Genomic DNA, 22,787 nt, shown 5'->3' with positions numbered 1-22,787 from the left:
ACTCGACAGGTGTCCTCAGCCGGGCATGCGGAGTACGGCGGAGCGGTTGAGAACGCGCAGTATGAGCTGTCCTAAGCCCGGGCAAGCGGAGTACGGCGGCGTGGGCGGCGGGACGCGCAGTACGAGCGGCGGCCGGGAGCGCGCAGTACGTGCGGTGGCTAGGGCCGAATGGCGCCCTACAACAGCTGGCGTGCTTGCTCGCGTGCCTGGCTGGGCACGCGAGTTACTCGGCGAGCGACCTCAGGCTGGCGTGGGGACTACTCGTCGTTGTCGTCGTCGCCGGGGTTCAGGGAGTCCCAGATTTCCTTGCACTCCGGGCAGACCGGGAACTTCTGCGGGTCGCGGCTGGGGACCCAGACCTTGCCGCAGAGGGCGACGACCGGCGTGCCCATCACCATCGCCTCGGTCAGCTTGTCCTTCGGCACGTAGTGCGAGAACCGCTCGTGATCGCCCTCGTCCAGCGACGGCTTGGTGCGCTCGTCGATGACCGTCTCTGCGCCGGGGCTCAGCTGAGTACTCATGCCCAAGAGTGTAGGTCGCCCCGTCCACCAACACCCGCACTTTGTCCACAAGCCCGCACCAGAAACATCCCTGTGGACAACCGGGGCAGCCGCGGGCAGATGACGGCACGTTGTAGGCATGGACTACTGAAGGAGGCACCATGGGGCTCGTGGATCCCGTGCAGGACGACTACACCGTTCCCTGGCCACCCAACCGGCCGCTGACCAGGGACGACCTCGATCGGATGCCCCATGACGGGCACCGGTACGAGCTCGTCGACGGTGCGCTGATCATGACGCCCGCGCCCTCACGCCTGCACCAGCGAGCCGTCGCAGCGGTCTACCGCGCGCTGTTCGCGGCCTGTCCCGACGAGTTGGAAGTGCTGTTCGCTCCACTTGATGTCGTCATAGCGCCCGACACCGTGATTCAGCCTGACGTCCTGGTCGCTCGTCGCGATGACTTCACCGAGCGGGATCTGCCCAAGGCGCCTTTGCTCGCGGTTGAGGTGTTGTCGCCGAGCACCAAGCGGGTCGACCTGATGCTGAAGTGGTCGCGGCTGGAGGCGGCCGGCTGTCCGGCGTACTGGGTGGTGGATCCCGACACGCCGAGCCTGATCGCGTGGGAGATGCGGGATGGGGCATATGCGCAGGTCGCGAAGGTCACCGGGGATGAGGTGGCGCGCCTGGAGGTGCCGTTCGCGGTGACGGTGGTGCCTGCCGATCTGACCTCGTAGGCGTTGTCGGGTAACGTTCCTGCACGGCCGACAGTCGACTATCGGGGGAGTATGCCGTCCGTGGATTCGCACGCGCCCGCACCACCTGCCGTGCTTCCTCCGGCCTATCCGGACCGCGCTGCTTGGGGTACTGCGAGCAAGCTGCGGGCCTGGCAGGCGGAGGCGCTCCAGCTGTACCTGGACCAGCAGCCGAAGGACTTCCTGGCGGTCGCGACGCCGGGCGCGGGGAAGACCACCTTCGCGCTGACGGTTGCTGCCGAGTTGCTGCACCGCCGGGTGATCGAGCGGATCACGGTGGTGACGCCGACCGAGCACCTGAAGGTCCAGTGGGCTGACGCAGCTGACAAGGCCGGGATCGCGATCGACCCGGCCTTCGCGGGCCGCCGGGGCCGGACGAACAAGGACTTCCAAGGTGTCGCCGTCACCTACGCGGGCGTCGCGGTGAACCCGCTCGCCTTCCGGGTCCGGACCGAGAAGTTCCGCACCCTGGTGATCCTCGACGAGGTGCACCACGGCGGTGACGCGCTGAGCTGGGGTGACGGCGTGCGGGAGGCGTTCGATCCCGCCACCCGGCGCCTGGCATTGACCGGTACTCCGTTCAGGTCAGACGACAACCCGATCCCGTTCGTCACCTACGAGCACGGCCACGACGGGGCCGCCCGGAGCAAGGCGGACTACACGTACGGCTACGGCCACGCGCTGCGCGACCACGTCGTACGGCCGGTCATCTTCATGTCGTACTCGGGTGAGATGCGCTGGCGCACCAAGGCCGGCGACGAGGTCGCGGCGCGGCTCGGCGAACCGTTGACGAAGGACCTGACCGCCCAAGCCCTCCGTACTGCGCTCGACCCGACCGGCGAGTGGATGCCCGCGGTGCTGGCGGCTGCGGACAAGCGGCTGACCGAGGTACGGCGGCATATGCCGGACGCGGGTGGGCTCGTCATCTCGGGTGACCAGAACACGGCTAGGGCGTACGCGAAGGTGCTCCGCGAGCTGACCGGCGAGGCGCCCACCGTCGTACTGTCCGACGAGAAGGCGGCGAGCAAGAAGATCGCCGCGTTCTCCGAGGGCGAGCAGCGGTGGATGGTCGCGGTCCGGATGGTGAGCGAGGGCGTCGACGTACCGCGGCTCGCGGTCGGGGTGTATGCCACGCCCACCTCGACCCCGTTGTTCTTCGCGCAGGCCGTCGGGCGGTTCGTGCGGGCGCGCAAGCGAGGTGAGACGGCGTCGGTGTTCGTACCGTCGGTGACTCGGTTGCTGAGCTTCGCGGCGGAGATGGAGGTCGAACGCGACCACGTCCTCGGCCGGAAGAACTCCAACGAGGACGGCGATATCTTCGCGCTCGAGGACGATCTGCTGAAGAAGGCGAACCAGGCCGAGGGAGCCAGCGACGACCTCGAGGCGAAGTTCGAGGCGCTCGGGTCGGACGCGACGTTCGACCGGGTGGTCTTCGACGGCGGCGACTACGGCACGGGTGGTGACATCGGGTCCGACGAGGAGCTCGACTTCCTCGGTCTGCCGGGGTTGCTCGAGCCCGACCAGGTCCGTGAACTGCTCCGCAAGCGCCAGGCGAAGTCGCTGGCGGCGCAGAAGCGCTCGCGGCGCGGGGACGCGTCCGACGACAGGGACCCGACGCCGAAGGAACTCGCCACCCACGAGCAGGTCTCCCTGCTCCGGCGCGAGCTCAATGGCCTGGTCGCCGCCTGGCACCACCGCACCGGCCAGCCGCACGGAGTCATCCACAACGACCTCCGCCGCAAACTCGGCGGCCCCGCCGCGGCCCACGCCTCCTCCACCGAACTCCGCGACCGCATCGAACTCATCCGAGACTGGGCCACCCAACGCCGAGCCTGACCCACCCCCGTACGCCGACCTCCTGGGCGCTGGTGGCTGCTGACGCCGCGCCTGGGGGTGGGATTGTTTGGGGGTGGGTGGTTGAGGTGGCAGGATCCGGTGATGAGTTATGACTTGGTGGTTTGGGTGGGGAAGCGGCCGAAGGATGCAGCCGAGGCTGATGAGCGGTACGAGGAAGTCATGGACCTGCTCGAGGCGAACGCCGACAACACCCCACCCAACCCGCGCCTGGTGGCCTACGGGGCGGCTCTCGTCCGCCGCTGGCCTGAGCTCGACGATGCCTTCGACAGCCCGTGGGTCGTCTCCCCGCTGATCGCCGACGCGGTCGGCGACGTCTTCCCGTTCAGCATCGACTCCAGCCGCGCCGACGAGGTGGCCCCGTACGCAGCCCGCCTGGCCGCCGAGCAGGGCCTGACCTGCTACGACCCCCAGGAAGGCGCCCTCCGCCCCTGACGACACCCCGCGCGGCCGCCAACCCAGGCCGTCCTACGGGCGTGAGGCCGAGACGGCGCCGGGGGTGTGCGATAGACGGGACGTGCTCGAGGTGCATCACGCTGCGTGCTCAAGAATCAGCCAGCAGCGACTGGGTCCCCACGACATCGAGAAGCCGGAGAGCCTCGTCGGAGGAGGAGCCGGGCGCGGCGGTGTAGAGGATCACCCGCTGGTCGCGCTCAGGGATCACCAGCACCTCGCAGATCATGTCGATCCGGCCGACCGTCGGGTGGAAGATCGTCTGGCACATGCTCTGCTGGTTCGCGACCTCGTGCAGCGCCCAGATCCGGGCGAACTCCTCGCTGCCCGCAAGCAGGTCCGCCACCAGCGCCGAGATCGCCGCATCGTCGGGATACCGGCCGGTCGCGGCGCGCAGATCGGCCGCCGTCTCCCGGGCGAAGTCGTTCGTCGCCTCCTCCCCGAACCGCTCCCGCTGCCGGTCGCCGGAGAGGAACCGCAGCCGCAACAGATTCCGCTCCCGCGGCGGCAACGCGGAGAAGTCGGCGATCAGCGCGGCCGCCAGCGGATTCCACGCCAGCACGTCGTACTTCGCGTCGAGCACCAGAGCCGGTACGTCGAGCCGCGCCAGCATCCGCAGTACTCCGGTCCGGACCTCGGCAGGTGGTCCCGGCGGAGGCGCGGGCTGTTCGCCCGCCAGCCGGAAGAGGTGATCCCGCTCGGCATCGGACAACCGCAACGCCCTGGCCAGTCCGGCGAGCACCGGCCGGGAGGGACGCGGACCACGCCCTTGCTCCAGGCGCGTGTAATAGTCCGTCGACATGGTGGCGAGGCTGGCGACCTCCTCGCGCCGCAGGCCCGGAGTGCGCCGCCGGAGGCCTGCGGGCAGTCCCACATCGGCAGGGCGCAGGCGTTCCCGCCGGATGCGGAGGAACTCCGCCAACTGTGCCCTGTCCATATCTCCAAGGATCTCAAGCGCGGAAAGTCCCAACCAGGGACCGCCGATCCCTGGTTCGGCTCGCTCTGCCTGGAAGCCGGGATCCCGCCCAGCCTGGACCGTATGAACAAGAAGATCGCGCTGGTCACCGGCGCCAACAAGGGAATCGGCAAGGAGATCGCCCGGCAGTTGGGCGAACTCGGCTACACGGTCCTGGTGGGCTCGCGGGACCTGGCCCGCGGTGAGGCCACCGCCAAGGAGCTCGTTGCTGACGGCATCGACGCTCGGGCGGTCCACCTCGAGGTCACGGACGAACGGTCCACCGGCGCCGCGGCGGCCGCGATCGAGCGCGAGCACGGGCGGCTCGACGTACTGGTGAACAACGCGGCGATCATCCCCGAGGGCGACGGGCCGGTGTCCCAGATCTCGGCGGACGCGCTGCGGGCGGGGTACGAGACGAACGTGATCGGGCTGGTTCTCAGCACCCGGGCGATGCTGCCGTTGCTTCGCCGGGCGGACGACGCGCGGATCGTGAATCTGTCGAGCGAGCTGGCGTCGCTGACCCGCGTGGGGGATCCGGAGTCGCGGATGTCGACCGTGCGGACGCTCGCCTACAACTCGTCCAAGGCCGCGGTTAACATGGTCACGGTGATGCTGGCCAACGAGCTGCGAGGCACCGGCATCCTGGTGAACGCCGCTGACCCGGGCAACTGTGCCACCGACATGGGCGGCTGGGACGCCGCACGCACGCCGTCCCAGGGCGCGGCCGTCGCCGTCCGCCTCGCCACCCTCACGCCCGACGGCCCCTCCGGCGAGCTCCACGCCGAATCCGGCCGCCTGCCCTGGTGAGAGCACGCCCCGGCTGAGGCCGCCACCGAAGCCGCGGTGCAGTCAGGTCGGGCGTGAATGTGTCAGTCGAAGTCGAAGATCGAGTTCTTGTCGTAGAAGTGCAGGACGTAGCGGCAGTTCTGGCAGATCAGCAGGGTCATCCGGTGGGAGGTGAAGCCCCAGCGCGAGTCGCTGCGGGCCTCCTCCTGCTGGAACTGCGGGCAGCTGCAGAGTGGGCAGGTGAGCGTCGGTGCTTGCGGCTGGTTCGTCATAACGGGTACTGACGCACGCCGCCCGTCCGCGGTGCCCCCGAACCAGATGGTCCGCCAAGCGGTGCCACCCGGCCGCTATAACGAGCGAGTTGGTCGTGACATAGGTTCTGACCGTGGCCCGCCTGCTGACTGATATCCGTCCGCTCAAGGAGTCGGCCGATTTCCGGCGGTTGTGGATCGGGTCCACGGTTTCGCAGCTCGGGCAGCAGATGACCGCGGTGACCGTCTCGATCCAGGTCTACGCCCTGACCCACTCGACGTTCTCGGTCGGCCTGGTCGGACTCTGCTCGCTGGTGCCCCTGGTCGTCTTCGGCCTGTACGGCGGGGCGATGGCTGACGCCGTCGACCGGCGACTCCTCGCACTGGTGTCCTCGGGCGGTCTCTGGTTGCTCTCGATGCTGCTGGTCGTCCAGTCCGAGCTGCACTGGAACCAGGTCTGGGTCCTGTACGCCGTGGTCGCCGTCCAGTCGGCGTGCTTCGCGGTGAACGGCCCGGCGCGCTCCGCGATCATCCCGCGGCTGATCCGCCCGGAACTGCTGCCGGCCGCGAACACGCTCAGCCAGGCGGCCTTCAACCTCGGCTTCACCGCCGGGCCACTGCTCGGAGCCGCGGTGATCGCCTGGCAGGGGTTCGGCGCGGCGTACCTGGTCGATGTCATCACCTTCACCGCCGCCCTGTACGCGCTGTTCCGGCTACCCCCGGTCCCACCGACCGGCACGGTCCGGCGCGCGGGACTCCGCTCGGTGCTGGAGGGATTCACCTTCCTCAGGGCGGCACCGGTCCTGCTCGCCACCTTCGTCGCGGACATCCTGGCCATGGTCTTCGCGCAGCCCCGCGCGCTCTTCCCCGCGGTGGCGGGCTCCTTCTTCGGGGGCGGCGTACGGACCGTCGGCCTCCTGCAGGCGGCTCCCGCGATCGGGGCGCTGGTGGGAGTGCTGTTCTCGGGCTGGGTGAGCCGGGTACGCCGCCAGGGCGTGGCGATCGTTGCCGCGATCACCGTGTACGCCGCCGCGGTCGGCCTGTTCGGGTTGTCCCGCACGATCTGGCTGGGAGTCAGCCTGCTCGCGCTGTCGGGAGCCGCCGACATGGTGAGTTCGGCGTACCGGAACACCGTCCTGCAGTCGGCGGCGCCGGACGCGATGCGCGGGCGTCTCCAGGGCGTGTTCATCGTCGTGGTCGCGGGTGGCCCGAGGCTCGGGGACTTCGTCGCCGGCACGACTGCCTCACTCACCACGCCCACGATCGCGCTGCTCGGCGGAGCGTGCGTGTGCATCGTCGGCCTGCTCATCCTGCTCGCCTGGAACAAGCCCTTCCGCCGCTACGACTCGCAAGTCCGCGCCCTGCGCTGATCAGCCGCCGGTGGCGAGCTTCTTGAGCACGGTGGGCCAGGAGTCCATGTCCGGGTTGATCTGGGTCATCGGCTTGTCGCCTACGGTGACGATCTTGCGATCGCCGAGCGGCTTCTTCAGCTTGACCGGGGTGAGCGAGATCGCGTCGTCCGGCGGGCACGGCTCGGTGGAGTCGAACAGCACCGAGATCTTCTCGTCGGTCTGCTGGATCTTCAGGTCGATCGTGCAGTCCGCGCCCACGCCGACCAGGAAGTCCGCCTCGTCGTAGTCGGGCCTGTTCTGGATCCACTTCAGGTACTTGGGCTTCTTGCCCTCGACCATCTGGTACGCCGGGACCGGCTGCTGGGTCTTCTCGAACGCCTCGCCGCTGCCGGTGTTGAAGAACTCGCCGAAGATCATGTTGATGCACGGATCGGCCATCGTCTTCTGGTCGTCCACCGCGCCCCACGCCTTGGCCGCCTGGTAGCAGCCGTTCGCCTCCCGGTTCAGCGAGACGTTGAAGCCGATCAGTGCCAGCGCGGCGATCACCAGGGTGCCGGCGAGCATTCGCCGGGACCGGATCTGCTTGTCGCCGAGCCGATCGGCGTCCTCGACCTCCTCGGCCGTCGCGTCCGTCGGCTGTTGCCGGAACAGCCCCAGAACGTTGCTCGTCCAGCGCGGATTGATCAGCGTCGGGACGGCGTAGACGAGAATCAGCACGACGCAGAAGGCGATGGCGGGGAGGAGCGCCCAGTAATTTCGCACGGCAGCAAGATACGGGGCCATCGGGCCGCGGCCGAAAAACGGTTACGCTTCGCCTGTGCCCGCAGAGACGTCCCAGACTCTCGACCGGGGACTCACCGTCCTCGAGTTGCTGGCGGACGCCCCGGACGGCCTGTCCATCACCGAACTGGCCGCCGCGCTGAGCGTCAGCCGGACCGTCGTCTATCGCTTGGTGAACACCCTCGAGTTGCACCGGCTGGTCCGGCGCGACAGTGAGGGCAGAGCCCGGCTCGGGCTGGCCGTGCTGCACTACAGCCGCCGCGTCCAGCCCACCCTTCGCGACGCGGCCCTGCCGGTACTGCGCTCGCTGGCCGAGGACACCGGTGCGACGGCACACCTGACCGTGGCTGACGGTGATGAGGCGCTCGCGATCGCGGTGATCGAGCCGAGCTGGACCGATTTCCACGTGTCGTACCGGATGGGATCACGGCACGCGCTCGACCAGGGCGCCGCCGGCAAGGCCATCCTCGCGGGCCGCCGCAAGCCGGATCCGGCCGGCCGCCCCTTCGTCATCACCGCCGGCGAACTCCAGGCCGGCGCGCAAGGCGTGTCCTCCCCGGTCCTCGGCGTCCCAGGCGTCGAAGCCTCGATCGGCGTCGTTGTCCTCGGCAAGCTCGACCGCGACTTCGTCGGCCCCCGAGTAGCCCGCGCCGCCGTAGAAGTAGCCAAACGCCTCGCCTGACCGCCCGCGACACGCCCGAGAATCACGGCTTCGTGGCGGCGTGCAGGAGCGGGAGGACTCGGTGGGGGATCTGTTCGGCCAGGGCGATGACGGTGGAGGCGCGTTGGATGCCTTGGACGATGACCACCTGGTCGATGACGCGTTGCAGGTCGGCGTTGGAGCGGGCGACGATGCGGCACCACAGGTCCTCGGCACCGGTGATCGTGTGGACCTCCAGCACCTCGGGGATCCTGGCCAGGGCGGCTGCTACCGCGGTGTGGCCTGAGCCCTGCTCGATCTGCAGAGTCGCGAACGCGGTCACCGGGTAGCCGATCGCGGTGGTGTCGACGTCCGGGCCCCAGCCGCGGACCACGCCGTCGCGCTGCAACCTGTCCAGCCGGGCCTGCACGGTCCCGCGGGCCACCCCCAGCCGGCGCGAGGCCTCCAGCACGCCGACCCGCGGCTCGGCGGCGAACAGGTCGAGGATGCGCGCGTCCAGCGCGTCCACTCCAGTCACTGGCTTCCTCCTAGTCATGGTGACCAAATAGCCCAATAGAACCTAGAGAATACTGATCAACCTGCGCAGTCAAACAGAGAACTGTTGCGCAACCTGTCCGCATCCGGCCAAGCTCACCACCAAGCCGAACCCGACCGACCCACCGACCGGGAGGACCCCGATGACCAGCACCGACCTCACCCCCGCAGAGCTCGACGCCGATCTCGATCTCGACCAGCTGAAGCAGCTCGTCGGACTGGTGCCCTACGACGAGAGCACCGACCCGTTCCCGGTGACCGCGATGGACGCCGTGGTGTTCGTCGTCGGCAACGCCACCCAGACCGCGAAGTACTACCAGCTCGCCTTCGGGATGGACCTGGTCGGCTACTCCGGCCCGGAGACCGGCAACAAGGACAGCAAGGCGTTCGTGCTGAAGGCGGGCTCGGCGCGATTCGTCATCACCGGGGGCGTGCACCCGGCCAGCCCGCTGCACGACCACCACCGCAAGCACGGCGACGGAGTCAGCGACATCTCGCTCGAGGTGCCGGACGTGGACAAGTGCATCAAGCACGCGCGGGTCGCGGGCGCCACCGTGCTGGAGGAGCCGCACGACGTGACCGACGAGCACGGCACGGTCCGCCGCGCCGCGATCGCGGCCTACGGGGACACCCGGCACTCGCTGATCGACCGCAGCGGGTACCACGGCCCGTACCTGCCGGGGTTCGTCGAGGCCGAGACCTCGGTGGTCCGGCCCGAGGGGCACCCGAAGCGGCTCTTCCAGGCCGTCGACCACGTGGTCGGCAACGTCGAGCTCGGCCTGATGGACGAGTGGGTGACGTTCTACAACAAGGTGATGGGCTTCGTGAACATGGCGGAGTTCATCGGCGACGACATCGCCACCGACTACTCCGCACTGATGAGCAAGGTGGTCGCCAACGGCAACCACCGGGTCAAGTTCCCGCTGAACGAGCCGGCCATCGCGAAGAAGAAGTCGCAGATCGACGAGTTCCTGGAGTTCTACGACGGCGCCGGCGCCCAGCACATCGCGCTGGCCACCAACGACATCCTGCGCACCGTCGACATCATGCGGTCCAACGGCGTGGAGTTCCTGGAGACGCCCGACTCGTACTACGAGGACCCGGAGCTGCGGGCCCGGATCGGCAACGTGCGGGCGCCGATCGAGGAACTGCAGAAGCGCAAGATCCTGGTCGACCGGGACGAGGACGGCTACCTGCTGCAGATCTTCACCAAGCCGATCGGGGACCGGCCGACGGTGTTCTACGAGCTGATCGAGCGGCACGGCTCGCTCGGTTTCGGCAAGGGCAACTTCAAGGCGCTGTTCGAGGCGATCGAGCGCGAGCAGGAGCGCCGCGGCAACCTCTGACCGCCCGACTGATCGGTAACTTCGCGACACGCACGGTGACACGCCCGGGACACTCCGTTCCGGGCGCGTTCATTGTCCGATTACCGGATTGAGTGTCAGGTCAGGGGAGGTTCGCGTACTCTGCCCAATGAGTGTGCGTCGGGGCGTACGCTCAGGAAGGGTTTCGATGAAAACACTGGGCATTCTGCTCAGCACCGCGGGCCTGGCCGGAGTAGGCGTTCTCGCCCTGGCCACCCCAGCTCAGGCGGCCGAAGCCGCCAGCTGCTCGGGTGCGACATCCATCTCGTCCAACAGGATCCTGCGCGACCACAAGCCACCCGGCTTCGGCAGCGTCCGGCTGGTCCGGGACAGCTGTTCGCAGTACTGGGCCGAGATCACGATGATCTCGCGGCTGCCGAAGAACGCTAGGGCGAACGCCTACTTGGTCCAGTACGGCGGAGCCAATGCGGGCCGAACGTTGTCGTGCGACAGCAGCGGCGGCACCGACGCGGTGATCGCCGGGCAGCGAACGTGCCGGACGCCGAAGGTGAAGTCGACCGACCGCCGGGTGACGTTCGTGGCGGTCGGCCGCGAGTTCCACAACTACGGTGGCGGCTTCAAGGAGATCTCGGAGAACGCGACCAGCCGGACCCGCTGACAAGTCCTGCCACATCCCGCTGGGCGCACTAGGCTCAACCGGTATGAACGATCTAGTCGAGCGTCTTCGGCAGGTGCTGCCGCCGGAGGCGCTGGTAACCGATCATGACCGGATCCAGAGCTACCGCTATGACCGGGCGATGTTCTGCCCGGCCGGTGAGCCGATCGCGGTTGTGCTGGCGCGAGAGACGGCGCACGTCCAGGCGGCGGTGCGGATCGCCGCCGAGGCTGGGGTGCCCGTCGTGCCGCAGGGCGCGCGGTCGGGCCTGTCCGGTGCCGCGAACGCGCTGGACGGCTGCATCGTGGTGTCCCTGGAGAAGATGGACAAGATCCTCCAGATCGAGCCCGTCGACCGGTACGTCGTAACGCAGCCCGGCGTCTTCAACGCGGTGCTGTCGCGCGCCGTCGCCGAGCAGGGACTCTTCTACCCGCCGGACCCGTCCAGCTGGGAGTTCTGCTCGATCGGCGGCAACCTGTCGACGAACTCGGGCGGCCTGTGCTGCGTGAAGTACGGCGTCACCACGGACTACGTGCTCGGCCTCGAGGTCGTCCTCGCGGACGGCCAGGTGCTGCGGACCGGGCGCCGTACCGTCAAAGGCGTCGCGGGCTACGACCTGACCAAGCTGATCGTGGGCAGCGAGGGCACCCTCGGCATCATCACCGAGGCCACGCTGGCGCTGCGGCCGGCGGCGGCCCGGCCGCGCACGATGGCGGCGCTGTTCGACTCGGGTGTGACGGCCGGCAACGCGATCATCGAGATCATCCGCAGCGGCGTCTCGCTGTCGTTGCTGGAGATCATGGACCGCACCACCATCTCGGCGGTGAACGACTACAAGCGGATGGACCTGCCGACCGAGGCCGCCGCGATGCTGATCGCGCAGTCGGACGCGGGCGGCGAGGCCGGTGCCGCGGACGTGGCGACGGTGGCGAAGCTCTGCCGCGAGTTCGGCGCGATCGAGTGCATCGAGGCGGACGACCCGGCCGAGGGCGAACTGCTGCTCGAGGCGCGCCGGGTGGCGCTGACCGCGCTGGAGACGCTGGGCACCACGATGATCGACGACGTCTGCGTACCGCGGTCGCGGCTGGCCGACTTCATCGGCGCGGTCGAGGATCTCTCCGCCAAGCTGGACATCACCGTCGGGGTGCTCGGCCACGCGGGGGACGGCAACATGCACCCGACCGTGGTCTTCGACGCGACCGACCCCGAGCAGGCCCGCCGCGCCCAGGTGGCGTTCGACCGGATCATGGAGATCGGTCTGGAGCTCGGCGGCACCATCACCGGCGAGCACGGGGTGGGCGTGCTGAAGCGGGACTGGCTGGTCCAGGAGATCGGTCCGGTGGCGGTCTCGGTGCACCACGCGATCAAGGCCGCGCTGGACCCGAAGAACCTTCTCAATCCCGGCAAGGTCGTGATGTGAGGGTTCTTTCAAGTTCTGTGATTCAACCGCAACGGAACTGCCGCGGCCACAGGACGTTCATGGCCGTCGAATGTGACGTGCCGGCCGCACCATGGAAGGCAGTTGACTGAACCAGCGGGGGAGATTTTGAGGCAAGGCAGGAGGAGACCCATGCGCGCACGGCAGCTGATCCCGGCTGCACTCGCCGTGGGCAGCCTGCTGGCGCCGGCCGGTTGTGCGAACGGCAGCGGGCTGCGGGTCGAGGACTCCAACGTGCCCGCCCCCGCGTCGACGCCGTCGATGTCCACCAAACAAGGGTTCGGATCGAGCGAGGAGCCGACAGCGAAAACCGTCCCGGCCGTCACCCTGAGCCTGGACCAGGTCCGCAAGATCCTGCTGGCAGACAAGAAGCTGGACGAGCAGTCGCGCAAGGTGCTGGACAAGTGCACCGTGACCACGCGTTGCCTGAAGCCTGGCCCCACCGTCGACGCGATGCACACCGGCCGGCCCCAGCAGGTGGTGCTGATCCAGACGTTGGACCCCTTCGTCTTCGGCGCGTTCCTGATCGCGCCGGAGCCGTCGCCGCCACGTCGGGTTTGGAGTATCGCGGCTCAGCAGTTGAAGATCAATGCCGGTAGGCAAGGCGAGCTGATCGTCCAGTCGGAGCTATTCGACCTGGACGACAAGCCCTGTTGTCCGTCCGGAACCCGGGTAGAGGTCTACCGTTGGGTCGGCGGGCAGATGACCAAGGTGAGCTCGCAGGATCAAAAGGGAGACTGAACTTCGGTGGTACCGGAAGAACCGGCAGCGCGCATCCTGATGGTCGAGGACGACGCGGTGATCCGTGAGGCGACCCAGTTGAGCCTTGAACGCCACGGGTACGACGTCACCACGGCCGAGGACGGCCTGGAGGCGATCGAGAGTTTCGAGAAGCTGCACCCGGACGCGGTGATGCTGGACATCATGCTGCCCGGCCTGGACGGCATCTCGGTGTGCCGGCGGATCCGGGAGTCCAGCACGGTCCCGATCGTGATGGTCTCCGCCCGCGGCGACGCGCTCGACGTGGTCCTGGGGCTCGAGGCAGGCGCCGACGACTACGTCACCAAGCCGTTCGACACCCAGGTCCTGGTGGCCCGGTTGCGCGCCGTGATGCGCCGCGCGGTCGCGGACCCGGAGCGGCCCGCGCCGTCGACGGGCGCGAGCATCGAGTCGTTCGGCGACCTCGAGCTCGACCGCGAGGCGCTGGAGGTCCGCCGGGCCGGCAGCACCGTGCAGCTCACGCCGACCGAGCTGAAGCTGCTGATCGAGTTCGCGAACAACCCGGGCGTGGTGCTGAGCAGGTCCACCCTGCTGCAGCGGGTCTGGGACTACGAGTGGGGTGGCGACGGCCGGCTGGTCGACGTCCACCTGCAGCGGTTGCGGACCAAGATCGGCGCGGACCGGATCGAGACGGTGCGCGGATTCGGGTACAAGCTGCGGGCCTAGTGTCCTCCGTCCGAGATCCGCACGCCAGCTCCGGCGTCCAGGCGGGCGCCTCGCTGCGTTGTCGGAAGCGAACGATGAACCCCGCATCGAGCGCTTCCTCCGCCTTGCGATCCACCCGCCTGGACGCCGGAGCTGACGCACTGACCCCGGACGGAGGACACGGATGGGCCTCCGCAGCAAACTAGGCCTGATCATCCTGCTCGTCTCCTCACTCGCGATCCTGGTGCTCTGCGTCGCGGTCTACACCCAGGCGCAGTCGTCCCGGCTGGACCGGACCCGCAGCTTCGCCGACGAACGGATCCAGTCCGCCGCGGAGATCTACAACCGCACCGACGTGCAGGGGCTGGGCGCCCGGCTGGACGATCCGGACCTGCCGCCGCAGTTGCGGGAGGCGGTGCTGGAAGGCAAGCGGGCCACCTTCAAGACGGCGTCGCCGAACGCGAAGATGTGGGCGGCCGTCGGGGTCAATGACGGCCGGATCCTGTCGATCGTGCAGGACTACGACACCGATGACGCGTCGATGAGCGCGCTGCGCCGCGCCCTCATCCTGGGCGGGATCGGAACGGTGGCCCTGGTCGCCCTGGTCAGTGTCGTCGCGGCCGGCAGCCTGTCCCGCCGCATCGTCGCAGTCGCCGGTACCGCGCGTCGCATCGCGGGCGGTGATCTCGATGCCTCGGCGGCGGAAGTGGCCGGCAAGGGCAAGGACGAGGTGCAATCGCTGGCGACCGCGCTGGACACGATGGCCAGTTCCCTGCGGGGCCAGCTAGAGGCCGAGCGCCGCTTCACCGCGGACGTCGCACACGACCTGCGAACCCCGGTGACCGGGCTGCTGACGGCGGCTGAGCTGTTGCCGCCCGGCCGTCCGAGTGAACTGGTCCGGGACCGTGCGAAAGTTCTGCGGCGGCTGGTGGAGGACCTGCTGGAGATCGCGCGGTTCGACTCCGGTGTCGAGCAGGCCGACCTGGAACACGTCGGCCTCGGCGCGTTCGTCGGGTCCGCGGTCGGCCGGCTCCGGATGCAGCAGTCGCTCGCCCCGGACAGCGTCGTCGTACACCGGGTCGGCCGGGAGGAAGTGGTGTCCACCGACTCCCGCCGGATCGAGCGGATCCTGGCCAACCTGATCGTCAACGGCCTGCGGCACGGACGGCCGCCGATCGAGGTGACGGTGGAGGGCCGGACCATCGAGGTAGTGGACCACGGCAACGGTTATCCCGAGGAGTTGATTGCCGAGGGCCCCCGTCGGTTCCGGTCCGGGATGGCCGAGCGCGGGGTCGGTCACGGACTCGGCCTCACCATCGCCGCCGGCCACGCGAAAGTCCTCGGCGCGGAACTCACCTTCGGTACGGCGCCCGGCGGCGGCGCCTGCGCCCGGCTGGTTCTCCCCGGCACTCCTGACACGGAGTCGTAACCCAGGACAGCTGCCAACCCAGCACAGCTCCTGACCCAGGACAGCGGCGCCATTCTCGGGGGAGATGGCGCCGCTGTCTGCTGTTCGGGCAGTCCCTACCGGGTGCCGTAGACGTTCAGTTCCGCGGCCGATCCGAAGACGGCGCCGTTCAGCGAACTGGTGCCGACGAACTTCACGTAGCGGCCGGCCTTCGCGGGGAAGTCGACCCGCTGCACGGCGATGGAGTTGGGGAACTCACCGGTCTGCACCGGTGTACCCCAGTCCTGCCCGTCCGCGCTGACGTAGATCTCGTAGCCCTTGAACATCCCGTTCGTGCCGCTCTGCCGAGGCAGGTAGCTGAACCCGTCCACCTGGTACGTCGTACCGAGGTCCAGCGTGATGTGGTGCGGATACGTGGCCGGGGTGGGGACCTCGGACCAGGCGGAATGCCAAAGGGTGCTGGGGTTTCCGTCGAGGGCAGCGATCGCCGGGCCGCCGGTGGCGACGTCCTCGCTGCTCACGTCGGCCACCTTGATCCGGGACTGCGGCACGATCCCGGGCGGCAGGAGCGTAGCCTCGGCCGTGGTCGTCGCCGTACCACCGGTTGCCGTGAGCACGTACTTGCCCTCCGGTGTCCCGGCCGGTGGGGTGACGTTCCAGGTCGTGGTGACACTGGTGCCGGCGGCAACCGTCGGGTGGGCCGCCGGAGTGGTTGCCTCGACGGTCCACCCGGCCGGCGCCGTGAGGGCCAGCGTGATGTTGTTGACGGCAACCACGTCGTTGTTGGCGAAGGTGGTGACCACCGTGTTCGCCTCGCCCGAGACCATGCCGTTGAGGCCCGCCCCGGACAGGTTCAGCGAAGTACAGTCGGCAGCTTCACTGGATGCGCCCAGGTCGGTGACGGCGAAGTTGTCCATGATGAAGTCGGCCTGGTCGCCACCGGATGACAGCTTGCGGAGGCCGACCCAGTAGTCGCCGCCGCAACCGGCCACGAACTCCTGGTCGAAGGTCGCCTTGGTCCGCTGCGCGCCGATCGGGGTGGACTTCACCTCGACGGACTGCGGGCGGTCGACACCCTGCACCCAGGTGTACTGGCCGGCCTGGCCGCTCTCGTAGTCGAAGCTGACCTTGTACTTGTGGCCCGGCTTGAAGTCGACAGTCCATGGTGCGGTCCGGTAGACGAGGCCCTCGTTCTCCTCGTGCGACTTGAGCGACCAGTCGCCGTCGAGCACGTCGTCGACGAGTTTGCCGTTCCAGCCGGCCTGCGTGTACGGCGCGTGCTTCTTCAGCAGGCTGGTCCGCGGGTCCGTGGTGCCACCGGCATCGCCCTTCACAAACGGTCCCCAGCCCTGGTCGACGTTCTCGAAGTCGTCCACCAGGCCGGCGCTCGGCCGCTTCGTCTCGACCACCCGGACGTCGTCGATGCGGACCTTGGCGTTGCCGGCCGCGGCTCCGATGCTCAGGTCGGCGGTGGAGCCGGTGGCGTCGAAGAGCACGCGCGCCCGCTGGTAGTACAGGTCTTGCTTGTCGTCGGACGCGACCTTGTTCTGCGCCGTGGACCGGCTGAGCGAGGTGCTGACGCCGTTCACCGAGATCGTGGTCTTGCGGGACTTGCCCGGTTCGACCTCGATCCACGCGGAGGCGCTGTACGTGCGGCCCTTGGTGAGGCCGGTGATCCGCTGCTTGAGCGTGGTCTGGTCGGGTCCCATGACGGCGACGTGCTGTCCGTTGGCCAGGGTGTCGAGCTTCGCGGAACCGGTCGGGCTCCAGGCCTTCAGGTCACCCGCGTTGAAGCCCGGGTCCTTCAGGTGGCTGCCCTCGCCCCAGTTGACCGCCTGCGGAGCCGGGGCCTCGTCGGGGTACAGGACGTAGGGCTGGCCGGGTTCGGCGTTCAGGGTCACGACGCCCTTGCGGACCGGTGCCGTGGTCGTCTTGACCCGGCCGGTGTCGGTCAGCTTGTAGACGGTGAACTTGCTCGTGCTCGCCAGCGCCGCGGGCACCCGCCACGCGGTCAGGCCGCCTTCGGGGTTGTAGTGGTAGAGCTTCTTGTTGTCATCCCACGGGAGCAGGTACTTGTCGCCGTCGAGCACCTTGGCCGCGCCGACGTACAGGCTGCGCTTGCCGCTCTCGACGGTGCCGCGGACGCCGCCGGTGAAGGCGATCTCGTTCGGGTTCCAGTCGCTGATCTTCTGCTGCTGGAGGAACTTGGCCGGCAGGTTGCGCTGCCAGATGTTGGCGTAGAACTTGTTCCAGTCTGTCTCGCTGGTCCAGCCCTCGAACTCGACGATCGACGACTGGCCGAGGATCGGGTCGGCGTTCCAGACGTCCTTCTCGTGGTTACGGACGAACCGGATGATCTTGCTGTTGAGGCCCTTGTTGGTGGCGCCGCCGTAGTCGAGGTCGTTGGCCCAGTGCGACCACAGCGAGGTGCGCTCGTGCCGGTCCGCCCACTCGGTGGCGACCTGCCAGCCCTGGTCGGCGAGCTGCCTGGTCAGGCCGTCCGCCAGCCAGCCGGACTGGTAGTACACGTCGATGTAGAGCTCCTGCAGGTTCTTGTCGGTCTCGTCCCGCAGTTGCTGGAAGCGCTTCACGATGTTGCCGGTGGCAAGATCCGGGCGCTGCTTGATGTAGTAGCTCTGGTTCAGCCAGTTCCAGCCCTTGCTGGACTTGTCCACCAGGTCCTCGCTGAACGCGTTCGCCTCGGGGTACGACTCGGTCGCGTTCACGTGTACGCCGAACGCGGCGTTCCAGTCCTTGCCCGTCGTCAGCAGCGTGTTCAGGTCGGCGAGACCGCCGGCGCGGATGTTGTAGTTGCCGCCGTAGTCCGGATGAGCCGAGTCGTGGCCCTCGGAGCCGTATCCCTTCAGCAGCGCCATCTGGCCCAGGCCGTCAGTGGCGAGCGAGATGCGCTTCACGTCGTCGAGCGTGCGCAGGAACGGGTGCGTCGCCTGGCTGGCGAAGTTGAACGGGATGTGCGTGACGACCCGGTTCTTCACCTGGTCGCCGCCCTTCGGCTCGGTCATGATCGAGCGGAACGCGATCGCGCCGTCCTGCCAGTCGACGGTCTTGTCGTTGTTCGCATCTGGCGTCACGACGACCTTCGCCCAGGGGAGCGGCTCGGTGTACGGCGAGGTGTCGGCGCGGTAGGTCCACTGGCCGCTCCACACGCCGACCCGGCTGGTCCCGTCGGTGGCCTTGCGAGCGCGGTGCCAGAAACGCGCACCGTCGTCCACGGATTGCCCGGACGGCTTGTCGTAAACGGAGTTCGACTCGATCCCGGCGGCGAGCCCGCTCGTGTTGACGAACGCGTACGCCGCTCCGGTGGCTGCGGGCTCGGCCGGAGTCGTCGGGGTGACCGGGGTGATCTTGTCCGCGGTCCGGGTGGAGTCCGGGTCCAGCGTGGTGAAGGCGGTGGTCGCGCCGGCGTCGGTGCTGGCGACGGAGACCAGGTCGTGGTCGGGGATGTCGATCGTTTTCACCCGGCTGGTCTCGGTGTCGCTGACCGCGTCGATGCTGAACTTGGTCACCCGGCCGGTCACGGCCAGGCTGGCGTCGAGCTCGACTCCGGGGAGCGCGTCGAAAGCCAGCTTGTACGACGCCCGGCTGCCGGTGATCGTCGGTGGGCCGGCCAGGTGCGCGGTCCGGGCGGTGCCGTTGATGGTGATCGTGGAGATGGCGTCGGGCTGGCCGCCGAGGGACCTGCCGGACGCGGTGTCGGCGTACCGGATGACGCGCGGGAAGTCGGCGCCGATGGTGACGGTCAGCTCGTTCGAGCTGAGGGTGAGCGGGTCTGCCGCGGCTGGGGCGGCCTGTGCTGGGGCGAGTGCCGGGGCGGCCACGAGGAGGCTGCCGGCGAGGGCGATAGCGGCGGTCAGAGCCGCTGGGCGAATGGGAATCACGGGCGCACTCCTGGAAGGACGGAAGGGGTGTCGATCCGGATTCTGTGCGCAGGAACGAGCATCAGTCAAGAGAAACGAACAGTTATGAACAGGATTGGCGGTTTTGACAGCACAAAGCCCGCCTCCGATCGGTCAACCGGGGACGGGCTTCGAGGGGCTTCAGATGGCTGGGAGGATGCGGCCGGTGACGGAGCCGAGGCCGATGGGGGTGCCGTCGGCGGCGGTGGCGTGGGCGGTGATGGTGACCTCGTCGCCGTCCTGCAGGAAGGTGCGCTCCTCGCCGTTCACGGTCAGCGGCTCGCGACCGCCCCAACTCAGCTCGATGAGCGAGCCGCGTTGATCCTTCCCGGCCCCGGAGACCGTGCCGGAGGCGAAGAGGTCGCCCGTGCGGACCGAGGCGCCGTTCACCGACAGATGAGCGAGCATCTGGGCCGGCGACCAGTACATCTCCTTGTACGGCGGACTGCTGACGAGCTGGCCGTTCAGGTACACCTCGAAGGTGATGTCGTAGTTCGTCAGCCCGTCGCCCGCGAGGTACGGGAGGACGGCGGGTTCCTGCTTGCCGAGTGGGACGGCCGCGGCCTCGAGTGCCTCCAGCGAGACCACCCACGGGGAGATCGAGGTGGCGAACGACTTGCCGAGGAACGGCCCGAGTGGCACGTACTCCCAGGCCTGCAGATCCCTGGCGGACCAGTCGTTCACCACGACCACGCCGTACACGTGGTCCTTGAAATCATCAACGGAGACAGGCTTTCCGAGCATCGACGGGCTCCCGACGACGAAGCCGAGCTCCACCTCGATGTCGAGCCGCTGCGACGGCCCGTACGTCGGGGCGTCGTCGGCCGGGGCCTTCCGCTGCCCCGAGGGGCGGACGATGTCGGTGCCGCTGGCAACCACTGTGCCGGCGCGGCCGTGGTACCCGACCGGCAGGTGCTTCCAGTTCGGCAGCAGCGGTGCGGAGTCGGGCCGGAACAGCCGCCCGAGGTTCGTCGCGTGCCGCTCGGAGGCGTAGAAGTCGACGTAGTCCGCGACCTCGAACGGCATCAGCATCGTCACCGCGGACTGCGGGATCAGGTGCGGCTCGACCGCGTCCCGCTCGTTGGAGTTCCAGACCAGTTGCAGCAGCCACTCGCGGGTCGCGTGCCAGATCCGCGGGCCGCGCGCGAGGAACGCGTTCAGCGTCGGCTCGGCGAAGACCTGCGCGCCGTCCAGCATCTGCGCCGACGCGACCAGCGCCAGATCGATCACCTGGTCGCCGATCGCGGCGCCCACCCGGGGCTCCTCGTCCCCGGCCCGGAAGATGCCGAGCGGCAGGTTCTCGGGTCCGAACGGGGAGTTCGCGGGGATCTCGATCCAGGTCACTTGGTCTCCAGCAGGCCGAGTTCGGTCAGGTCGTGACGGGGTTCGTCGATGCTGCACGAGCCGAACGAGGTGAACCACTTCCTGGTGCCGACGGCCTGAGCCTCGGACAGGTCCCTCGCCTGTGCGGCGAGTGGTTCGCCGTCACGATTCTCCAGCAGCGCGGCCATCTCGTCCTGGGCGGCTCCGTCGAGCGAGGCCCGGGTGGCGAGCAGGACGTTGAGGAAGCCGTGATGCTCGAATCCGGTGTCGGTCGCGGTGTGCCGGACGGCGTTGTGCAGGCCGGCGGTGCACTTGAACGCGACCTCGCGATCCAGGCAGGCGGTGATGAACGCCGCGACCTGGTCCGCGTTCGGGAACAGCGAGGCGTCGAGGCCGCCGGTGCGCAGTTTGGCCGCGTAGCCCGCGTCGGCGACCACGTCGAGCGCCCGCTCCCAGGCGCCGTCCAGGCCGATCTCGACGAAGGCGTTCTCCTCGTCGAGGCAGTCGTCGCAGACGCGGACCACCCGGAGCGCGTTGCGGGACAGGTCGTCCTCGTCGCGGAGTCGCACCTCGACCGACTTGACGACCACTTCGGACGAGCGGTCGCCGTACCGGACGGCGGGCTCGATGCCGCCGGCGCCGCCGATGATGACCACGCTGACCTCGAGCGGGCCGCCGCCGGTGCGGGCCGCCTCGGCGGCAACCTTCATCAGGTCGTCATCGGTGCACACGAACGGGCCGACGAGGTCTGCATGGTCCGACTTCCGGTGCGCCCGGTGCGCGGCCACGGCCTCGACCAGGGGCAGGTCCCCGGGCGGGAACATCGCCGCGTCGTCGACCAGGTGCCGGAACAGGGCAGGGATGGTTGACATGCTGGTGAGCCTAACGGATGCTTTCGGTAAGCGGACACAAGCGTCCGATAAACGTACGACACCGGTCGGTCACCGGTGTGTTTCCGTTCGGAAGAAGGAGCCATGGCGCACTACCGGCAGGTCGGGCAGATCCCGCCGAAGCGACACACCCAGTTCCGCAAGCCCGACGGTGGGCTGTACTACGAGGAACTGATGGGCGAGGAGGGGTTCTCGTCCGACTCGTCGCTGCTGTACCACGCGGGGGTGCCGTCGGCGATCGTCGATTCGCAGGTCTGGGAGTTGCCGGACCTCTCGACCACGCCGAACCACCCGCTGACGCCGCGTCACCTGAAACTGCACGACCTGTTCAAGGCCGGCATCGACAACAACGCGGTCGAGCACCGCCGGCTTGTGCTGGGCAACGGCGACGTCCGGATCTCGTACGTCGTGGCCGCCGAACCGTCGCCGTACTACCGCAACGCCATCGGCGACGAGTGTGTCTACGTCGAGCGCGGCTCCGCGACCGTCGAGACCGTGTTCGGCGTGCTCGCCGCAGCCGAGGGCGACTACGTGATCATCCCGCGAGCCACCACGCACCGCTGGATCCCGGGCGCGGACGGAGTACAGGCCTACTGCATCGAGGCGAACAGTCACATCGCGCCGCCGAAGCGTTATCTCAGTCGCTTTGGCCAGTTCCTCGAGCACGCGCCGTACTGCGAACGCGATCTGCAGACGCCAGGTGACGTCTTCGTTGTCGAGAGCAACGATGTGGAGGTGCTCGTCAAGCACCGGGGCAACGGGCCGAGCGGGATCGTCGGCAGCCGGATGACGTACGCGACCCACCCCTTCGACGTGGTCGGCTGGGACGGTTGCCTCTACCCGTACACCTTCAACGTGAGCGACTACGAGCCGATCACCGGCCGCATCCACCAGCCGCCACCCGTGCACCAGGTCTTCGAAGGCAACAACTTCGTCATCTGCAACTTCGTCCCGCGGAAGGTCGACTATCACCCGCTGTCGGTGCCCGTGCCGTACTACCACTCGAACGTGGACTCCGACGAGGTCATGTTCTACTGCGGCGGCGACTACGAAGCCCGCAAGGGCTCCGGCATCGGCCTCGGCTCCATCTCCCTGCACCCCGGCGGCTACGCCCACGGCCCGCAACCGTCGGCCATCGAGGCGTCTCTAGGCGCGGACCGGTTCGAGGAGTTGGCGGTGATGGTGGACACCTTCCGTCCCCTGGAACTCGGCGAAGGCGGCGCGGCAGTCGACGACGGGGTCTACGCCTGGACCTGGGCCGGCCGCCGCGTCTAATCCCACGCCCCTCCTGCGTCGCGGCCCCCACCCACTCGGTGGGCGCGGCCGCGGCTCCTGCTTGCAGACCGTAATGTTCAGTGGGCGACTGCCCGAACGTGCGTGTCAGCCCTGCCGGTTGCCGGGGGCGGCGTACCGAGTGACAGGAGGTCGACGGGATTCGGTCATCTTGCGGGAGTTGGCACGCGGGGCCTGGGGCCGACGACTGGACTACTTCCTGTCACTCGGTACGTCGACCTGGGGCGACGCC

The 22,787-nt window shown here is 68.7% G+C and carries 21 protein-coding genes; 13 read left to right on the top strand and 8 right to left on the bottom strand.

Going from position 1 to position 22,787, the window contains the following annotated elements; genetic code table 11:
• Nucleotides 1-257: 257 nt before the first annotated feature.
• Nucleotides 258-521, bottom strand: a complete 264-nt coding sequence (locus EV648_RS22435; protein WP_132187271.1) for a DUF3039 domain-containing protein — start codon at nucleotides 519-521, stop codon at nucleotides 258-260.
• Between the two features lie 140 nt (nucleotides 522-661).
• Between EV648_RS22435 and EV648_RS22430 the strand changes: the two genes are divergently transcribed.
• The 3 genes from EV648_RS22430 to EV648_RS22420 all read left to right on the top strand — a co-directional run bounded on the left by EV648_RS22430 (nucleotide 662) and on the right by EV648_RS22420 (nucleotide 3,541).
• Entirely contained in the window at nucleotides 662-1,234 is a 573-nt protein-coding gene (locus EV648_RS22430) for a Uma2 family endonuclease (RefSeq protein ID WP_132295037.1), read from the top strand.
• A 90-nt stretch (nucleotides 1,235-1,324) separates the two neighbouring features.
• Nucleotides 1,325-3,088: a DEAD/DEAH box helicase gene (locus tag EV648_RS22425; protein ID WP_241995519.1), complete on the top strand. Its 1,764-nt coding sequence runs from the start codon at nucleotides 1,325-1,327 to the stop codon at nucleotides 3,086-3,088.
• Between the two features lie 102 nt (nucleotides 3,089-3,190).
• A complete protein-coding gene (locus EV648_RS22420) occupies nucleotides 3,191-3,541 on the top strand; it encodes a hypothetical protein (RefSeq protein ID WP_132295031.1) in 351 nt (116 codons plus the stop codon).
• Nucleotides 3,542-3,650: 109 nt separating this feature from the next.
• Here EV648_RS22420 and EV648_RS22415 read toward each other — a convergent pair whose 3' ends face one another.
• On the bottom strand, nucleotides 3,651-4,496 hold the full coding sequence (locus EV648_RS22415) for a helix-turn-helix transcriptional regulator (RefSeq protein WP_132295028.1): 846 nt from the start codon (nucleotides 4,494-4,496) through the stop codon (nucleotides 3,651-3,653).
• A 102-nt stretch (nucleotides 4,497-4,598) separates the two neighbouring features.
• On the opposite strand from EV648_RS22415, the gene EV648_RS22410 reads away from it, so the two are divergent.
• On the top strand, nucleotides 4,599-5,324 hold the full coding sequence (locus EV648_RS22410; protein WP_132295025.1) for an SDR family oxidoreductase: 726 nt from the start codon (nucleotides 4,599-4,601) through the stop codon (nucleotides 5,322-5,324).
• Between the two features lie 62 nt (nucleotides 5,325-5,386).
• On the opposite strand, the gene EV648_RS22405 is transcribed toward EV648_RS22410, so the two are convergent.
• Entirely contained in the window at nucleotides 5,387-5,575 is a 189-nt protein-coding gene (locus EV648_RS22405; RefSeq protein ID WP_132187278.1) for a hypothetical protein, read from the bottom strand.
• Nucleotides 5,576-5,688: 113 nt separating this feature from the next.
• Between EV648_RS22405 and EV648_RS22400 the strand changes: the two genes are divergently transcribed.
• Nucleotides 5,689-6,924: an MFS transporter gene (locus EV648_RS22400; RefSeq protein WP_199234752.1), complete on the top strand. Its 1,236-nt coding sequence runs from the start codon at nucleotides 5,689-5,691 to the stop codon at nucleotides 6,922-6,924.
• Here the strand turns inward: EV648_RS22400 and EV648_RS22395 are convergent, their stop codons facing one another.
• Nucleotides 6,925-7,668, bottom strand: coding sequence for a hypothetical protein (locus EV648_RS22395; RefSeq protein WP_241995477.1), 744 nt, complete (start codon nucleotides 7,666-7,668; stop codon nucleotides 6,925-6,927).
• Nucleotides 7,669-7,723: 55 nt separating this feature from the next.
• Between EV648_RS22395 and EV648_RS22390 the strand changes: the two genes are divergently transcribed.
• Entirely contained in the window at nucleotides 7,724-8,368 is a 645-nt protein-coding gene (locus tag EV648_RS22390; RefSeq protein WP_132187281.1) for an IclR family transcriptional regulator, read from the top strand.
• 22 nt (nucleotides 8,369-8,390) lie between these two features.
• Here the strand turns inward: EV648_RS22390 and EV648_RS22385 are convergent, their stop codons facing one another.
• Nucleotides 8,391-8,864, bottom strand: coding sequence for an Lrp/AsnC family transcriptional regulator (locus EV648_RS22385; RefSeq protein WP_241995476.1), 474 nt, complete (start codon nucleotides 8,862-8,864; stop codon nucleotides 8,391-8,393).
• A 160-nt stretch (nucleotides 8,865-9,024) separates the two neighbouring features.
• Here EV648_RS22385 and hppD point away from each other — a divergent pair, with 160 nt between their 5' ends.
• From hppD to EV648_RS22355, 6 genes are all read left to right on the top strand, one after another.
• On the top strand, nucleotides 9,025-10,227 hold the full coding sequence (hppD, locus tag EV648_RS22380; RefSeq protein WP_132295013.1) for a 4-hydroxyphenylpyruvate dioxygenase: 1,203 nt from the start codon (nucleotides 9,025-9,027) through the stop codon (nucleotides 10,225-10,227).
• Nucleotides 10,228-10,393: 166 nt separating this feature from the next.
• Nucleotides 10,394-10,864 carry a DUF2690 domain-containing protein gene (locus tag EV648_RS22375; RefSeq protein WP_132295010.1) on the top strand — a complete coding sequence of 157 codons (471 nt, stop codon included), beginning with the start codon at nucleotides 10,394-10,396 and terminating at the stop codon, nucleotides 10,862-10,864.
• Between the two features lie 43 nt (nucleotides 10,865-10,907).
• A complete protein-coding gene (locus EV648_RS22370) occupies nucleotides 10,908-12,281 on the top strand; it encodes an FAD-binding oxidoreductase (protein ID WP_132295007.1) in 1,374 nt (457 codons plus the stop codon).
• Between the two features lie 150 nt (nucleotides 12,282-12,431).
• Nucleotides 12,432-13,040, top strand: coding sequence for a hypothetical protein (locus EV648_RS22365; protein WP_132295004.1), 609 nt, complete (start codon nucleotides 12,432-12,434; stop codon nucleotides 13,038-13,040).
• Between the two features lie 6 nt (nucleotides 13,041-13,046).
• Nucleotides 13,047-13,745: a two-component system response regulator CseB gene (cseB, locus tag EV648_RS22360; protein WP_132295001.1), complete on the top strand. Its 699-nt coding sequence runs from the start codon at nucleotides 13,047-13,049 to the stop codon at nucleotides 13,743-13,745.
• 163 nt (nucleotides 13,746-13,908) lie between these two features.
• Nucleotides 13,909-15,153 (top strand): HAMP domain-containing sensor histidine kinase, encoded by a 1,245-nt coding sequence (locus tag EV648_RS22355; RefSeq protein WP_132294998.1) that lies wholly within the window; start codon nucleotides 13,909-13,911, stop codon nucleotides 15,151-15,153.
• A gap of 95 nt (nucleotides 15,154-15,248) precedes the next feature.
• Here EV648_RS22355 and EV648_RS22350 read toward each other — a convergent pair whose 3' ends face one another.
• The 3 genes from EV648_RS22350 to EV648_RS22340 all read right to left on the bottom strand — a co-directional run bounded on the left by EV648_RS22350 (nucleotide 15,249) and on the right by EV648_RS22340 (nucleotide 21,244).
• Entirely contained in the window at nucleotides 15,249-19,031 is a 3,783-nt protein-coding gene (locus EV648_RS22350) for an endo-alpha-N-acetylgalactosaminidase family protein (RefSeq protein WP_241995475.1), read from the bottom strand.
• Nucleotides 19,032-19,190: 159 nt separating this feature from the next.
• Complete coding sequence (fahA, locus tag EV648_RS22345; protein WP_132294995.1) at nucleotides 19,191-20,393, bottom strand: fumarylacetoacetase; 1,203 nt, start codon at nucleotides 20,391-20,393, stop codon at nucleotides 19,191-19,193.
• Nucleotides 20,390-21,244: a hypothetical protein gene (locus EV648_RS22340; protein WP_132294992.1), complete on the bottom strand. Its 855-nt coding sequence runs from the start codon at nucleotides 21,242-21,244 to the stop codon at nucleotides 20,390-20,392. Before EV648_RS22340 ends, fahA begins: the two co-directional genes overlap by 4 nt.
• Nucleotides 21,245-21,346: 102 nt before the next feature.
• Between EV648_RS22340 and EV648_RS22335 the strand changes: the two genes are divergently transcribed.
• Nucleotides 21,347-22,537 (top strand): homogentisate 1,2-dioxygenase, encoded by a 1,191-nt coding sequence (locus tag EV648_RS22335; protein ID WP_132294989.1) that lies wholly within the window; start codon nucleotides 21,347-21,349, stop codon nucleotides 22,535-22,537.
• The last annotated feature ends 250 nt before the right edge of the window (nucleotides 22,538-22,787 follow it).

This window comes from Kribbella sp. VKM Ac-2568 (genome assembly GCF_004345365.1).
Lineage (GTDB): Bacteria > Actinomycetota > Actinomycetes > Propionibacteriales > Kribbellaceae > Kribbella > Kribbella orskensis.
The sequence above is the reverse complement of the archived record's forward strand: the minus strand, read 5'-3'. Positions and strand labels throughout refer to the sequence as shown.

What these genes read in the sequence shown, in the direction of transcription:
- EV648_RS22370 (WP_132295007.1), top strand. Translation starts at nt 10,908, where the DNA reads ATGAACGATCTAGTCGAGCGTCTTCGGCAGGTGCTGCCGCCGGAGGCG.
- EV648_RS22415 (WP_132295028.1), bottom strand. Translation starts at nt 4,496, where the DNA reads ATGGACAGGGCACAGTTGGCGGAGTTCCTCCGCATCCGGCGGGAACGC.
- hppD (WP_132295013.1), top strand. Translation starts at nt 9,025, where the DNA reads ATGACCAGCACCGACCTCACCCCCGCAGAGCTCGACGCCGATCTCGAT.
- EV648_RS22410 (WP_132295025.1), top strand. Translation starts at nt 4,599, where the DNA reads ATGAACAAGAAGATCGCGCTGGTCACCGGCGCCAACAAGGGAATCGGC.
- EV648_RS22375 (WP_132295010.1), top strand. Translation starts at nt 10,394, where the DNA reads ATGAAAACACTGGGCATTCTGCTCAGCACCGCGGGCCTGGCCGGAGTA.
- EV648_RS22435 (WP_132187271.1), bottom strand. Translation starts at nt 521, where the DNA reads ATGAGTACTCAGCTGAGCCCCGGCGCAGAGACGGTCATCGACGAGCGC.
- EV648_RS22365 (WP_132295004.1), top strand. Translation starts at nt 12,432, where the DNA reads ATGCGCGCACGGCAGCTGATCCCGGCTGCACTCGCCGTGGGCAGCCTG.
- EV648_RS22340 (WP_132294992.1), bottom strand. Translation starts at nt 21,244, where the DNA reads ATGTCAACCATCCCTGCCCTGTTCCGGCACCTGGTCGACGACGCGGCG.
- EV648_RS22420 (WP_132295031.1), top strand. Translation starts at nt 3,191, where the DNA reads ATGAGTTATGACTTGGTGGTTTGGGTGGGGAAGCGGCCGAAGGATGCA.
- EV648_RS22355 (WP_132294998.1), top strand. Translation starts at nt 13,909, where the DNA reads ATGGGCCTCCGCAGCAAACTAGGCCTGATCATCCTGCTCGTCTCCTCA.
- EV648_RS22430 (WP_132295037.1), top strand. Translation starts at nt 662, where the DNA reads ATGGGGCTCGTGGATCCCGTGCAGGACGACTACACCGTTCCCTGGCCA.
- EV648_RS22335 (WP_132294989.1), top strand. Translation starts at nt 21,347, where the DNA reads ATGGCGCACTACCGGCAGGTCGGGCAGATCCCGCCGAAGCGACACACC.
- EV648_RS22405 (WP_132187278.1), bottom strand. Translation starts at nt 5,575, where the DNA reads ATGACGAACCAGCCGCAAGCACCGACGCTCACCTGCCCACTCTGCAGC.